The organism is Bacillus sp. FSL L8-0152, from assembly GCF_038006365.1.
In the GTDB taxonomy this organism is placed as follows: domain Bacteria; phylum Bacillota; class Bacilli; order Bacillales; family Bacillaceae_G; genus Bacillus_A; species Bacillus_A cereus.
Window position 1 is genome coordinate 2,777,339 of sequence record NZ_JBBOVB010000001.1, and the last position, 15,557, is coordinate 2,792,895.

Genomic DNA, 15,557 nt, shown 5'->3' on the forward strand with positions numbered 1-15,557 from the left:
CCCCCTAATATTCATTTCTTCTACTCGTTAATTTTTAAGCCAACTTCAAGCCCATGGAGAAACACTTGATGATTATCCAAACATAAAAATTGCTGAATATCTTCAAATTTCATATGACCAACTGAACAAACCCCTAAATTTAATGTTTCAGCAACCATATTTAAGGTAGCGGTGATAATGCCTGACTCAATACAAGCAAATAAATATCCATCTGAACCGTATTTCGGGATGGAAGCGTTCGCATTATAAACCAAATAAACTGAGAAGGCAGATTGAGTAAATAAATCCTGATTAATTAACTCATGATCACTTTTGATTACTTGATCAATGCTGTTTACAATCACAAGACTATTTTTTGATGGGTTATAATAATAAAATCCAGCTTTCATACCCTCTATACGTTTTGGTTTTACATAAACAAAGATATCAATGGGATAGAGCCCGCCTGCACTTGCGTAATGATAGTATATTTTTTCTTCCCTAACCTGTTTTAGAGTTGATAAGAATCGGGAAAATTCCGAAAAACTAATATGTTTTTCCATATCAAATTGACGACAAGATCTACGTTCCTTAATTATAGTAGGTAGCTCATTTGTTGTTTCAAGTTGAATTTCGGTCGACCGTGCAGCAACGTGCGTGCGATTTAATTGTTCACTCATATACTTATCTAACTTTTCTTTAGAAAAGCGAATCTGGTTGCTATATGGATTTGAAAAAATCTTTTCTTGTGAAGAAAATACTTCTCTTGGGTGTAATATGTTACTTACTAACACACGATTTTTTATCATGAGCTCTATGTTTTTTTGTGTCTCTTCTACATTTCCTAATGAAAAGCGCTCTACTAGTTCACTGATTTTCACACCTTTTTGAGCCATAAAATAAAGATCAGGAAACCACTCAGACAGAATACCTGTAAATCTCATTTCCCCTATCAAAACTTCATTATGCAACTTCTCCCAATGCTTAATCGGAGACCAGTAATAAATTTTCTCGCTCATATAACCCTCCATAAACGTTTAACTTATTTTTGAAATGCAATTTTCTAATCTTCTAATTTTTTTAAAAATTCTATTCCTTGTCTCATAGTGATTATAAATACATGCACTTTAACGAAACTTGAAAATAATGAAATAACTTTTTCTTCATTAAAATTTTTTATTTCATCATAAAAAATGATTTTTTTTTGGATATTTCACATCCTTTCCCATAGTAATCCTATAAGGTATAAACCATTTATAACATTGAGAATATTCATGTATTTCCAATGTGAAATTATTGTAATGGATTGGAGAGCGGTTGAATATAGTTATTAAATCAAATAATGTTGAGAAAGTTTTATTTATTATATCGATAAAATTTTATGATGTAATTTATTACAAATAGATTAAGAAAAGAGTTTTAAATTTTTCTTAATCAGTTAGTGTGAAAATATCACATACTATTACATACAATCGAGTTACTTACATTTCATATTCAAAATAGAGAAAAGACACCTTGAATGGTGTCTTTTCTCTATTTTAATTCCATATACTTTTTACGCCTTTGTTATTTTTAAACGATTTGTAGGAATTAATACAACTCGAACATCTAGTTCGTTATATGTTCGAATATATAATAAACATTATCTGAATTACGAATGTATTTCAGATAATTTTATAAATAAACTCAAAGATATCTTCTTCTCCTACTGCCACAAAAGAAATAATCTATTGCTTATTTCTTTTATTAAATTGTAATATAATTACAGTATGTGAAATTATATTACATTAACTTTAAAAACGAAGTGAGAATAATCTCACTTCGCTTTTTTCATTTGCAATCCTTATTAAATTTGCTCAATGCAGTATTTATTTCCACATTCTTCGCTTTTATTTAATCGGTTTCTCTGTTTTTAAGACAAATGAACTTAATGCAGGAACTTTAATTTTATTGTCATGGACAACATAAAGTGGTTTACTTCCCGCCTGCTTGCTGTCTACTAGTACTTTCCAAGGCCCTTTCGATGGAAGTGTTATTTCAACAGCTTCTCTATTTGCATTGTGAGCCACTGTAAAGTATTCATTTTTATTCCCCTCTATTGTATAAGCTACAGTATTTTTCGGAGCATCAATAAATGATACGTGTGTTTTTATTTGCTCTGCAGATGTCATTCGAAAAGCTGAGTACTTTTTGCGTAATTCTATTAAACCCTTCATATAATCTACTTCATTATTAAACGTTGCACGGCGCAGCCAATCCATCTGGTTAATTGAATCTGGAGATTTGTAACTATTATGATCACCGTATTTCGTCCGCATAAACTCTTGCCCTGCATGTAAAAATGGAATTCCTTGTGATGTTAATAAAATTGAAGAAGACAATTTGTGCATTTGTTTTCGCACTTCTTCACTGTCACCTGAATTAGTTAACTCAAGTTTATCCCATAATGTATGATTGTCATGTGCTTCCACATAAGTTAATACCTGTTCCGGATCTTGATAGGTAGACGAATTTGTATCGTAGTCAATACCTGCCGTAATACCTTTTTTAATACGATCTTCCATGTTTTCCTTTCCATTTATAAAACCATTTTCCTTTTCCTCAAATACACTACCTTTCAACCCATCACGTATATTATCGTTAAAATGAGCAATCCCTTTCATTTTCTCTGCATTTTTTTGATTTGCTTTCAGCTCAGCTGCAAGAGGTGTATTTAAATCCCATCCTTCTCCGTGTAGTATAATAGAAGGGTCAATTTGATTAACAGCTTTACGTATTTCATTCATCGTTTCATAATCATGAATACCCATTAAATCAAAACGGAATCCATCTAAATTGTATTCTTTTGCCCAATATGTGACGGAATCTATCATAAATTTCCTCATCATTTTTCTTTCTGAAGCAGTATCATTTCCTACTCCAGTTCCATTTGCAAATGTTCCATCTTCATTGTAACGATAATAATAACCTGGAACTAACTTATGGAAATTAGATTCAGCAGCGTTATACATATGGTTATATACTACATCCATTACCACACGAAGATTATTATCATGTAGTATTTGAACCATTTGCTTTAATTCAGTTATTCGAACAGTTGGCTCATAAGGATTTGTAGAATAGGAGCCTTCTGGAACGTTGAAATTTTTAGGGTCATATCCCCAGTTATATTGCGGTTCATTTAAAGTCTCTTCATTTACTGAAGCATAATCAAATATCGGTAAAAACTGAACGTGAGTAACACCTAGATCCTTTATATGATCAAGTCCTGTTTTTACACCTTCTGGCCCTTTTGTTCCTTTTTCTGTTACACCTAAATACTTCCCTTTCTGTTTAATACCACTTTCAGGTTGGATGGAAAGATCACGTACATGTAACTCATAAATAATAGCATCTTCCGGATTTTTAAATTTTGGCTTTTTGTTTGCTTTCCATTTTTTCGGAGTGGTTTCTTCTAAATCAACAACCGCACCTTTATCTCCATTTACAGAAGCAGCACGTGCATACGGATCAACTGCTTCAGTCCACTTATCACCAATTTTGACCTTATACGTATAAAAGAGCCCTTTTTGGTTCCCTTTTAGTTCTGCTGTCCAAGTTCCCTTTTCACCTTGTTGCATGTTTATTTCAGTACCTATTTTATCGTTCCATTTTTTATATGTAACTAACTTCGCTTCACTTGCAGTAGGAGCCCATACACGGAACTTTGTATGTTGCGCGGTATATGTATTCCCTAAATCGTTACCACTATAATAAAATAAATTATCAAATTCCTCGCTACGAATGACTTTACCAATTTCAGTATTCGTATCAACTAAGTTTTCTATTTTAAGTTTGTATGTTTGTTTTAAATCAATTTTCTGTTCCGTAATTATTTTAACCTTATTAGTAATATCTCCACTGTTTGTATCATAAGGAGTAATATTTTTAATTTTAATGCCTTCAATTTCAATTTTCTTTTCCTTAATATTAAACGGGACATTAGTCGTTACAGTAATTTCATTGAAACTATCAATAGTTGCTTTTTGAATTGAGAGATCCGATGAAGGCTTAGAGTTATATACTTTTTCATCACCCGAAAGAATCCATACTTCAGCACGACCGTCCTTTATATTTTCAATCCAACGATCCCCACCATCTTTTTCCCATTCATTTGTTCGAACTATAAATCCTACACGATTATAGTCACCGTCTATTTTTATCTTAGCGTATTTTCCAAATTCATCTTCACCAGTAAATTCATAAGATGTACCATTTGCATTTTCTCCCCATAACCAAAGATTCCAGTCTTTTGTATTTCCAAGCTTTTCTTTGTAATGAATGATAATTTCAGTTGTTTTCGAATTTGAAACTGCCTTCACACTCTGAAAGGAGAAAACAGATGATAACATAATGATTAAAGTAAGTAATAAAACTGTTTTATTAATTAATCTTTTTGTAATTTGCACCACATACACCCTTTCTTCAAATATTACTAGCGATTTATTATGCTTACACTGAATAACACTGCTTAAATTAATCTAGAAATCTCTTTTAATTCACCTCCATATTGGCTATTTTCACGTATGTATTTCAATGACCTTTTAATACGAAAACGTTTGCATTAATAGTTAAAAAAATAGATTTGTGTATGCCTTCATATATTTGTAAATGCTAAAAGGTCAGGGAAATTATTTTAAAGCAATCGTTTGTTATCGCTTTCATTTTATAGACTTTCTATCAAGAGGTCAATATATTATTAATTTTCTGTTTTTACACACTTTAAACCTTATTTATTTGTCGCAACTTCTTATAGATAACGCACCTAATTATTGCTTAGTCAGTTTATTTTCAACAATACATAGCTACGTAAAAAAACAGCTAATATCCTTAAAATGATATTAACTGTTTTTCATAATGTATTAATATATGAATGATGACTATGTTTCTAAATTACTTAATTTTTGCTGCATCAAATGCTTTTTGAACTGCTTGAACTTCAGCTGTATTCGCACCATATTTATTAGTTGCCACTCGAATACATGCTGATTTCAATTCTTTGAAATTAGAAGTCATGTTTAACTCATCTGTATTTGCATAATAGAAAATATCAAACATTTTATCTTCACCAATTCCTTTAACAGTTACTCCGTTATGAGTTCCGCCTTTCGCAATGAGATACGCAACTTTATTAATAATACTTGAATTAAAATGAACACCGCCTTGATCCCATCCATTAAAATCGTTAAATTCACTGTAATCATCTGGATAAGGTACTCCTAGTGAAGATGGAACAGAAGCTGGGTTTTCCATATCACGGAAAACAGATCCCGTTTGTTCTCCCATTGTCCAGTTAAATTTTCCATTATTTACGTATTTCTCAATAGATGTTCCCATAATATCAGATAGCGCCTCATTAATCGCACCAGATTCCCCGAAATATTCAAGGTTAGATTCGCTAGAAGTAACAGCGTGTGTAAATTCATGTCCAGCTACGTCATATGCTTTAACAATAGGATCCCCATATACAAGCATACTTCCATTATTAGCACTTAATGCATTCTGCCAATTTTTCGGATCATTCGTCTCTTCAGAATCCCAAGCGTGTACAACTGAAACTACCTTTTGTCCCTTATTATCAAAGCTATTACGCTTGTATTTATCTTTATAAAAATCAAATACTTTTGTTGCTAAGTAATGAGCACTTACTGCTTTTGGATCGTTAAATGTTGCCGAAGTACTAGTCGCTAATGTACCAGGATAATAGCTTTCTTCTTTAGTAATATCTCTGTAATTCACATCATATGTTTCAATTCCTTGCCCTCTTGTATAATCAGCAAGAGCATATTTACCATTACTTTGTTTAGAGATACCAAATGAACGAGAAATACCTAAATCATCTTTTCCTGTTCCGGTTAATGATGTAAGACTGCTTTGTTTACTTTTCTTTAAAGCTCCAACTAGTTTGTCACTGGCTTTTAAGTTAGATTCTTGTACCATATTTTTTAACATATCACCATTTTGTGCATTTACTAAATAAGTACCAGAAACATAGTTTGGTGTTGCAGCTTCAAAGGTAACTTGGTATGCATTTTTTGCTTGTCCATTATTTTCATCAACAAAAATAACCTCTTTAACTTCTGGCTCAGTAATAAACTTGATATCGTTCCCGTACTTCGTATAAATAAATTGTTTTGCTTCATCTTTTGATAGATTAATAGGTTTTTTCAATTCTTCTTGTTTTAAATTTTGCGCGCTATCACCTGAAACACTTTTAATAACACCATTATTATCTACGTGTGCAGTTAATTGATGACCATATACTTCTTTTCCTTCGTATGTTTGCTGCATACGTACAAGTGTAGTTCCATCATACGAACCACGTTTTTGAAGGACTTTATAATCTACTCCTGCTTCTCCATTGACTTGTTTTTGGGAGAGAGCTTGCTCTGTTTTCTCCTTAAGTGCATCCTTTACTACATTTTCTGGTGCCTTTTGTGACGGTTGTGTGAGTTCACCCGAACGGAACGATTCCTCCTGAATTTGAACTTGTAACTGATCTGTTTCCTCTGCATGACCTACCCCATATGGTGCCACAGCTGTTAAAGCTAATCCTGTTGTTAATGCTACCTTAGTTAATGTCTTTGTGTTTTTCATTATTTCACCTCGTATAATTTTTGAAATAGAAAGCTTGTACAAAGTATACTGTCTATTTCTGTCGGAAAAAAGAGAAAATACACAATTTATGTAACATTATGCAAAATTACATAAATTGTGGTCAATATTATAAATAATGAACGGAACACATATGAACATTAATTTGAATAAAAAAGAGTCCTTATAGGCGCTCATCCAATTGGTTAGTTATTAATTATCTATATTCATTGTAATAAAAGTATACTTACCTCTAAATAACAACATAAAAACCCACTCTTTACTATTTTAAGAGTGGGTTTAATGTTATTAAAATAACAATTACTATAAGAAACCTTATAATTTATATTTTTTTAGTAATCCTACTAAGTTTTTTGTAAAATTCACCTTTTGTTTTTATATGCTTAAACTGATTTGGATTAATATTTGCTTTTTGTGAGAGTGCTACAATCTCTTCTTTTGTAATTGAATCTTTCGTATTTATAGATGCTATATTTGTGTATTTTCCGTCTTCTGTTTTTGGAATTTCTAAAATCCCTTTATTCACAAGATCAACTACAGCCTTATGCTCTGAAGAATGTAAATCTACACCAGTAATTTTCCAATTATGCATAACTTTCGGTGTGTATACACCGTTCTTTACCTCTTTTAAATATGTAATAGCAAGGTTACGAATGGTTCCACCTGTTTCTCCAAATGCATTCTCTTGTTTAGATGACCAAATTTGTTCAAACTTACGCCCCTCTAAAGCTCCCCCTTTTGCCTGAAGAGCCTCCATTCTATATGCATTCATTCCCAGCGTCATAACATCGCTCATTTTGATTGGTTTGTTTGTACGAATAGAGCGTAAATTTGTAATTCTGCTTCCGTATGGTTTTGTTAAGTCAATTTCGTATTTTACGCCTCCAAAGAAATCGTTCGTACTGTATTTAGATGCACGGCGGGTTTTATCAAAGCTAACGGTTACATCTCCGGCACGAGATGAGTTAAAATATCCTGCTGCCCATTCCATATAGTCTTTTAAATCTTTTCCAGAAATCTTATATACTGTAATTTCTCCCAAGGCATATTGGTAATTGTACGCAATATCTTTTTTCTTAATAGGACCTGTATCCAAACGGGCATAATCATTATCAATTTGATGGGCTACTACATCTGCTTTACTGTAGTAGAGCATGACTTCATGAAAGAAATCTGATAAAGGTGTTTCTTGAATCTGAACACTTGGAATACCCTTTATTTCATTTTCAGGAACAAGATTTCTACCCTTTAATTGAGCGACTACAACATTTGCATCTCCTCTCGCATATTCGTGAAAAGGTGTTAGTGTTTCTTCAAGTGTAGGATCAGATAATATCGTTGTTCCATCAGCATTTTTTACAGGTATAGCGGTAGCAGTTTTATCTTTTAAAACCAACTTCCCATCTTGCTTTGTAAAAGTAAGGTCAATACGTGAAATATGTGTTCCATATTTATCTGGCTCTGTAATAATTACGCCATTTACAACTTCTTTTTTTACAAGTTTATGCATGTGAGCCGCAAAAATAGCGCTTAGTTCCGGACAAGCATTTGCAATATCTTGAACACCAGTACCAGGGATACCATTCTCATTTTCTAATCCCATATGCATAACTCCTACCATTACATCTACTTTACCTTCTAATTCCTTAATTGCCTTTTTCGTCTCTTCTACCGGATTTTTCACCACTAAACCATCTAAGTGATCTGTCCCTTTTTCAAAATCACTAATCATTGGTGTATTCATACCAATAATCCCAACTCTAATTCCATCTTTTTCTACAATTGTATATGCAGGAAGAAAGCGCCCTCCATTTTGCTTGTAAATATTTCCTGCTAACGTTTTTCCCTTATATTGCTCACTAACTTTTTTCAATGTATCTAATCCAAAGTTGAATTCATGATTTCCAAATGCCCAGGCATCATACCCCATTGTATTCATCGCTACCATCATTGGCGATTGTGGCTTATCGTTGAATAATTCTACTGAGTTTCCTTGAATTGTATCCCCGGCATCTACTAATATGGTATTTGGATTTTCTTGACGGACCTTCTTTATAACCGTATAAAGCTGCGTCAAACTTCCACTCATATTTGCTCCATCAAGCGCATAATCCCAAGGCATAAATCTACCATGAATATCTGCAGTACCTAACAATGTAATATTAACTTCAGATTCCTCAGCCTTAGAGATAGATGGTTTGACTATTACTGCCGTTCCAAGCAGTAATAGAATTACAAAGTAACATACATAGTTCTTCCATTTCATTTTTTGCATAATAATAATATTTCTCCCCTTTTTGTACTTTCATAAAGTTGCTTGAACTTTAAAAATGTAACTTATTATTCAGGAAACTTCAACTACAAAAGATAATTTTGAAGGTGGTTCTGTTGCAAAAATAAAGAGAATAAATTGCATACATCCCCTAACAGAATTGTATTTTATCGTTTTCTGACAAAATACTCCTTCCTTAAGCGTGTGAAGTGTACTTTCAAAATAAGAACATATCATTTATCATTATTTCAATTTATTAAAACGGGCATATACAATATGTTATGATGATTAATTTTTTGAATTTCGTTGCTGATTTATTTCCTTCTAAATAAAAACACTTTCAAAAAAAATAGCCCCGCTCTTCATTTAAGACGGGGTTACACTTATACAGAAAATCGGATAGTTTCATATTTTCTTAAGCTTATTGGTCACTTTCAACTAATTTCATTCTATTTTTGTTTTCTTCTGAATCAATATGAATCAACCATTTTCCTTGTTTATAATACGTATCAATAACTAGGGAATAATTTTTACTTTTCAATTTCACAAAGCAATTTTATCTCTTTGATTTGTAACATATGACGCTGTTCATGCAAATAGATCAGTTCTATCCACTGATCAAGGGGCAATTCTCCAAGAGCTGGATGCATCACTGATTTTTTCGCTAATACAGACTCATCTTCTATTGTACTCAGGAAACGCATCAATTCTTTTCTTGATTCGTTTAGCATATTGAGCATTTGCTCCACTTCAAATGGTTCTATACTTGGTTCAATCATTTCTGGAGCTATAAACTTTTTCGTTCTATCTAATAAAATAGTATGAATTTCTTTACGCACATTTTGGGTACTATCTAACTTTTTTAACCCTGAGGAAATAACTGTTATCACTCTCTCATCTAATAAAACTAAATGATGACAAACTTGTGCAATACTCCATTTATCCTTATCTGGTTTCCTATTAAATTGAGCATCACTCAACAAAGAAATTTCCTCAACTAATTGATTTCTCGTTTCATAAAACTTTTCATTTACAAATGTATCCATGCGGATTCTCCTTTCATTGCAACCTACATACTTAAATTTCTACGCTAAAAATATTATCTTCGAAAACAGATTTTCTTTCACTACTATTCCAATTTCATTTTAAAGCCACAAATGAAGTTATTTGTTTTTTTGTATGTTTTTAATTGGCACAAATAAATCAACCTTTAACTTTCCTTCTAGATCTTCAGCAACATTATTTAAGCAAAACTCTAAATTATCTCTATCATAATCTGCACCATACTCACTATTTAGTAGCCACTCTGCATACATGTATTGATACGCTTCACTTAATTTATGAGGTTCATCATAGAACTGGTATAGACCATATGTACCTCCATCTAATCTTTTAAATTGCACATCATGATACTTTTCTTTATCGAAGTTTTCAGGAATCGTAACACATGCATCATGCCGGCACTTATGACTTGCAACAAGTTCAGGATTATCTAATGATATTCCGATAAATGATTGCTCTGGTGGATACAGTTTATTTTCAATTGACCAGTTCAGTAACTTCCCCCAGTGATCTTGCGGTTCAAAGTAGCTACCAGTTCGTCTTATATACGCTATTTCTAATGGTGGTAATTTTTTTATAACAACTTTCATTTATATCTTCTCCCCTATAAATATGTACACTGTTTAATTAGCTTTTTTTTACATTTATTCCTTCTTAAATTAAAAGAATTCTCTAATCATATAAAGTGAAACTTTAATCAGCGGGAGATGAATTTTAATTGAAATATAATTGATTACTATTACTACTACTAAAGTAGTATGTACTTTCATACTTTTATTTGATTTTACATTCTTTTTAAATCGATATATTAATTGTAAGAAAATAAAAAGGTGGGGGATTTTAATTGATTAAAGGAATATACGAAGCGCATTTACCAGTGAGTAATTTACAAAAATCTATCGGATTTTATGAAAAACTAGGGTTGAAGTTAGCCTGGAGCGATGAATCAACAGCATTCTTTTGGATTGAGGATGGGAAAAGTTGGCTAGGATTATGGGCGGGCTCTGAATACGAAACAAAATATCATCCTTCTTTACGTCATATTGCATTTAGAGTTTCATATGAGGATTTAAAAGAATCATTATATTGGTTACACTCACTTCAAATTAAAGCTGTTCCGTTTGGGAGTAATGAATCTATTGAACCATTTGTCCGTCCACATCAAGGTAATGCATCTGTTTATTTTATTGATCCAGATGGTAATAGCTTAGAACTTATTTGTCATATTTTTGTACCTAACGCACTAAAACATATAAATGATAAATTATCCTTTAAAGATTGGGAGACACTATTAGCTGACACATTTGAATGAATATTAGTTATAAATCATAATGGCTCACCTTTATTTTTATAACATGTATAACAATCTTGAATAATAATCTCCTATCAATTTATCATTAAATAAATGTAAAAAATGGCCCTATTTATTCATTTTTAATGCGTATGTATGTACATTTGTTAATTTATTCGATATATTATGGGTATTGAATGATTACGTAAAGTGTAAAGGTCGCTTATATAACACCTTATATTTTTATATCCGTGAAAACTACAAAGTGTATGAAAATCCATTTGTCAAATGAATTTAGTGCGGAAGGAGGTTTGTGGTTACTTCATAGGGTATAATAATCAGTTTTTACTGATAAAAATATAGGAGGCGACATAATGTTTCGTACGATTTCAAATTTCATGAGAGTAGCTGAGATAAGAAGGAAAATCCTTTTTACACTAGCGATGTTAATCGTTTTTCGAATTGGCACGTTTATTCCAGTTCCTCATACTAACGCAGAGGTATTAAAAGTACAAGATCAAGCTAACGTTCTAGGTATGTTAAACGTATTTGGTGGAGGAGCATTGCAACATTTCTCAATCTTTGCTGTAGGTATTACACCATATATTACAGCTTCCATCATAGTACAATTACTACAAATGGATGTTATACCTAAGTTTTCGGAATGGGCAAAGCAAGGAGAAATGGGCCGTAAGAAATCAGCTCAATTCACTCGATACTTTACAATCATTCTCGCATTCATACAGGCCATCGGAATGTCTTATGGCTTTAATAATATAGCAGGTGGACAATTAATAACAGATCAAAGCTGGACTACATACTTATTTATTGCGACAGTTTTAACTGCAGGTACTGCATTTTTACTTTGGTTAGGCGAACAAATTACCGCTAACGGAGTTGGTAATGGTATTTCGATGATTATCTTCGCAGGTCTCGTTGCCGCGATTCCAAATGTTGCAAATCAAATTTATTTACAACAATTCCAAAATGCTGGCGATCAGCTATTTATGCACATAATAAAAATTGTTTTAATTGGACTCGTAATTTTAGCGATAGTTGTTGGTGTTATTTACATTCAACAAGCTGTACGTAAAATACCGATCCAATATGCAAAAGCTGTTTCAGGAAACAATCAATATCAAGGAGCAAAAAACACTCATTTACCGCTTAAAGTAAATAGTGCTGGTGTTATACCAGTTATCTTTGCTTCTGCATTTTTAATGACGCCGCGTACAATTGCGCAGCTCTTCCCTGATTCAAGCGTATCAAAATGGTTAGTTGCAAATCTTGATTTCGCACATCCAATTGGAATGACACTTTATGTCGGTCTTATCGTTGCTTTCACATACTTCTACGCATTTATTCAAGTAAATCCTGAACAAATGGCTGAGAATTTGAAAAAGCAAAATGGATATGTTCCTGGTATTCGTCCTGGTAAAGCAACTGAACAATATGTAACTAAAATTCTATACCGTTTAACATTTATCGGTGCAATTTTCTTAGGTGCTATTTCTATATTACCGCTCGTATTCACGAAAATTGCTACGTTACCACCTTCTGCTCAAATTGGTGGTACAAGCTTACTTATCATTGTCGGTGTAGCACTAGAAACTATGAAGACGTTAGAAAGCCAGCTTGTAAAACGTCATTATAAAGGCTTTATTAAAAAAGTGAATTAATTATCAAAAACACAGTTGGTTATTTTTCCAACTGTGTTTTTGATTTTATCAGTCCTGTAATATACAGGGCTATTGCTTTATTAAACTACATCTCCTTCTCTAATAACCGCCCTTTTTTGAAATAAGTCCGTAGTGTTGAACGATTGGCCAAAAATACACCAATCAATATAAGACAAGCCCCCATTCCCATTGTAGAATTTAAAGGTTCTCCTAAAATGATATATCCCACAATTATTGCAATTAATGGTGATACATATAACCACGTCGATGGAAATACTGGATTTGTTTTTGATAAGAGCCAGTAATATAATCCGTGTCCACCAATCGATCCGATAAATATGAGATATAAAATAGGCCATTGTACACTCCATGAAGTTAATACAGTTACATTTGGTTGTTCTACAATAATAGATACGATTAATAGTAAAATCCCTCCATAAAACATTTGAATTCCGTTAATAAGAAATGGTGATACATTTGATAAATCTGAAAGTATTTCTTTCGAACGAATAGAGCCTATTCCGTAAAATAACTCTCCTATAACTAAAACAATACAAGCAATACTCCATATGAAACTTACTTGTTGATGCATTCCTGGTAAAGAAACAAATATAACACCTATTAGTGCAATAACTAAGGCAACGAGTTGTTCCTTTTGTAATTTCTCCCTATTCCTCTTTGCTTGTATTAATAAAATCATCATTGGTCCCGTAGCAGAAAGAACAGCAGCTAATCCCGAAGAAATATATTGTTCTGACCAATATAAACTTGCGAATGTCATAAATGTTAAACAAAATCCAGCATACATAATACGTTTTGAAAATATATGTGGCATAATTTCTTTTCGCTTTAATTTAAAAATAATCATAAGGATTATACCCGCTAAAAAGAAGCGAATTCCTGCTGAAAACAACGGTGGCGCCCCTGCTTCAATTCCAATTTTAATCGTTAAAAATGTTGTCCCGAAAATAATACATACTAAAATGTAATTAAAAATGACCATTTTACTTCCTCCTTTTTACTCTTAAAATGAGTATAGAGGCTATGGTGTATAACAGTGTATCGGTACATATAACAGTTACTTCAAGTTGTAGTTGATTCCCTATATATTTTTCGCTTTAATTAAATTAAAAAGAAAAATAGGTGAACCTATGAAGATTGTATTGCGTAAAGAATCAAACATACCGTATTACAAGCAAATATATATGCAAATTGTTGAAAGAGTACAAAGTGGTATGCTTTCACATGGTGAATCCCTTCCTTCTTTACGTTGTATGGCCACAGATTTACAAATCAATGTATTAACTGTTCGTAAAGCTTATAAACAGTTAGAAACGAAAGGGTATATACGCATCGAACAAGGAAAAGGTGCTTACATATATAAACGTGTAAAGAAAGATTTCAAACCGATACCGTATAAATGGCAACAATCAAGATCTATTAATGTTATGCGTTCTCAATATGCAATGAATAAACACCGTAAATATTATGATTTTTCACAAGCAATTCTGTATCCCCGTCTGTTACCAAATCCATTTTTGGCAGACGAAATGCATAAATTGCTAGATAAAAATCCGATGTTGTTAGCAACTTATGGGCCAGTTCAAGGCGATTATGAATTGCGAGTTGAAATAGCAAATTACTTAAATGAACACCAGAAATTAGTGACGGACCCATCTCAATTATTAATTACAAGCGGAGCACAACAAGGAATTGATTTAATTGCTCAAACATTATTAAAACCTGGAGATACTGTATTAGTAGAAAGTCCGTGTTACAGTGCCGCGCTTGATGTTTTCATCAATAAAGGTGTTCAAATCATTCCTGTTTCTCTTGATAATCATGGAGTTCGCTCCGACTTAATTGATGATATTTGTCAAAGTAAAAATCCCGTTTTATTGTATACGAATCCGACCTTCCAAAACCCGACAGGTACAGTAATGAGTAAAGAACGAAGAATGGAACTTATAGAACTAGCGGAGCTATATCAATTTTTTATCATTGAAGATGATTCTTTCGGAGAAATATATTTTGAAGATGCTGTAGTACCACCTCCAATCAAAAGTTTTGATAAGGATGGCCACGTAATATATATAAAAGGATTTAGTAAAACGTTAGCACCAGGATTGCGTATTGCAGCACTTATTGCCGGTGGCCCTATTTTTGAATGGCTATATGCAGTGAAAGGTTCGATGGATATCGGTAGTCCTTTATTAACACAAAAGGCACTTCTACCGTTTTTACGTGCGGAACGTATGAAAAATCATTTAGAAAAATTACGAACAGCTTTACAAATGAGACGTGATTTAACAATTGATATATTATCGCCATTAAAAGAACTAAACTTTGAAATACCAAATGGCGGTTTTAATTTATGGGTGACACTGCCTGATTCGATAGATCCCTTTACCTTATTACAAAAAGCAAATGAAGTAGATGTCTCTTTTTTACCAGGAACAGCTTGTCTATTAAATTACGAAACAAATGATAACCAATTAAGAATTAGCTATTCAATGTTAAACGAGAAAGATATGGAAATTGGATTAGAGAAATTACACGATACAATACGAAACAGTATTTGTTAGAAGTAATATCACAATAGCCAACAATAAATAATACC

Annotated in this window: 10 protein-coding genes; 3 read left to right on the top strand and 7 right to left on the bottom strand. The window is 32.5% G+C overall.

Annotated elements, in window-relative coordinates; genetic code table 11:
• Nucleotides 1-20 precede the first annotated feature (20 nt).
• From MHH27_RS13925 to MHH27_RS13950, 6 genes are all read right to left on the bottom strand, one after another.
• Nucleotides 21-998: a SagB/ThcOx family dehydrogenase gene (locus MHH27_RS13925; RefSeq protein WP_137073756.1), complete on the bottom strand. Its 978-nt coding sequence runs from the start codon at nucleotides 996-998 to the stop codon at nucleotides 21-23.
• Between the two features lie 870 nt (nucleotides 999-1,868).
• Entirely contained in the window at nucleotides 1,869-4,427 is a 2,559-nt protein-coding gene (pulA, locus tag MHH27_RS13930) for a type I pullulanase (RefSeq protein WP_340942979.1), read from the bottom strand.
• A 484-nt stretch (nucleotides 4,428-4,911) separates the two neighbouring features.
• Nucleotides 4,912-6,615 carry a M4 family metallopeptidase gene (locus tag MHH27_RS13935; protein ID WP_097821832.1) on the bottom strand — a complete coding sequence of 568 codons (1,704 nt, stop codon included), beginning with the start codon at nucleotides 6,613-6,615 and terminating at the stop codon, nucleotides 4,912-4,914.
• A 340-nt stretch (nucleotides 6,616-6,955) separates the two neighbouring features.
• Nucleotides 6,956-8,908: a bifunctional metallophosphatase/5'-nucleotidase gene (locus MHH27_RS13940; RefSeq protein ID WP_340942982.1), complete on the bottom strand. Its 1,953-nt coding sequence runs from the start codon at nucleotides 8,906-8,908 to the stop codon at nucleotides 6,956-6,958.
• A gap of 527 nt (nucleotides 8,909-9,435) precedes the next feature.
• Entirely contained in the window at nucleotides 9,436-9,951 is a 516-nt protein-coding gene (locus tag MHH27_RS13945; protein WP_000379380.1) for a DinB family protein, read from the bottom strand.
• A gap of 117 nt (nucleotides 9,952-10,068) precedes the next feature.
• The gene (locus tag MHH27_RS13950) at nucleotides 10,069-10,557 is read right to left on the bottom strand and encodes an AraC family transcriptional regulator (RefSeq protein WP_061660930.1); all 489 of its coding nucleotides are present in this window, start codon (nucleotides 10,555-10,557) and stop codon (nucleotides 10,069-10,071) included.
• A gap of 254 nt (nucleotides 10,558-10,811) precedes the next feature.
• Here MHH27_RS13950 and MHH27_RS13955 point away from each other — a divergent pair, with 254 nt between their 5' ends.
• Both MHH27_RS13955 and secY read left to right on the top strand, forming a co-directional pair.
• A complete protein-coding gene (locus MHH27_RS13955; protein WP_061660929.1) occupies nucleotides 10,812-11,279 on the top strand; it encodes a VOC family protein in 468 nt (155 codons plus the stop codon).
• Nucleotides 11,280-11,632: 353 nt separating this feature from the next.
• Nucleotides 11,633-12,937, top strand: a complete 1,305-nt coding sequence (gene secY, locus MHH27_RS13960; RefSeq protein ID WP_000490135.1) for a preprotein translocase subunit SecY — start codon at nucleotides 11,633-11,635, stop codon at nucleotides 12,935-12,937.
• 85 nt (nucleotides 12,938-13,022) lie between these two features.
• On the opposite strand, the gene MHH27_RS13965 is transcribed toward secY, so the two are convergent.
• Entirely contained in the window at nucleotides 13,023-13,940 is a 918-nt protein-coding gene (locus MHH27_RS13965) for a DMT family transporter (protein WP_098352727.1), read from the bottom strand.
• A 148-nt stretch (nucleotides 13,941-14,088) separates the two neighbouring features.
• Here MHH27_RS13965 and pdxR point away from each other — a divergent pair, with 148 nt between their 5' ends.
• On the top strand, nucleotides 14,089-15,522 hold the full coding sequence (pdxR, locus tag MHH27_RS13970; protein WP_000706779.1) for a MocR-like pyridoxine biosynthesis transcription factor PdxR: 1,434 nt from the start codon (nucleotides 14,089-14,091) through the stop codon (nucleotides 15,520-15,522).
• The last annotated feature ends 35 nt before the right edge of the window (nucleotides 15,523-15,557 follow it).

Excerpts from the sequence above, each read along its gene's own strand:
- pdxR (WP_000706779.1), top strand. The coding sequence starts at position 14,089 with ATGAAGATTGTATTGCGTAAAGAATCAAACATACCGTATTACAAGCAA.
- MHH27_RS13935 (WP_097821832.1), bottom strand. The coding sequence starts at position 6,615 with ATGAAAAACACAAAGACATTAACTAAGGTAGCATTAACAACAGGATTA.
- secY (WP_000490135.1), top strand. The coding sequence starts at position 11,633 with ATGTTTCGTACGATTTCAAATTTCATGAGAGTAGCTGAGATAAGAAGG.
- MHH27_RS13965 (WP_098352727.1), bottom strand. The coding sequence starts at position 13,940 with ATGGTCATTTTTAATTACATTTTAGTATGTATTATTTTCGGGACAACA.
- MHH27_RS13950 (WP_061660930.1), bottom strand. The coding sequence starts at position 10,557 with ATGAAAGTTGTTATAAAAAAATTACCACCATTAGAAATAGCGTATATA.
- MHH27_RS13945 (WP_000379380.1), bottom strand. The coding sequence starts at position 9,951 with ATGGATACATTTGTAAATGAAAAGTTTTATGAAACGAGAAATCAATTA.
- MHH27_RS13940 (WP_340942982.1), bottom strand. The coding sequence starts at position 8,908 with ATGCAAAAAATGAAATGGAAGAACTATGTATGTTACTTTGTAATTCTA.
- MHH27_RS13925 (WP_137073756.1), bottom strand. The coding sequence starts at position 998 with ATGAGCGAGAAAATTTATTACTGGTCTCCGATTAAGCATTGGGAGAAG.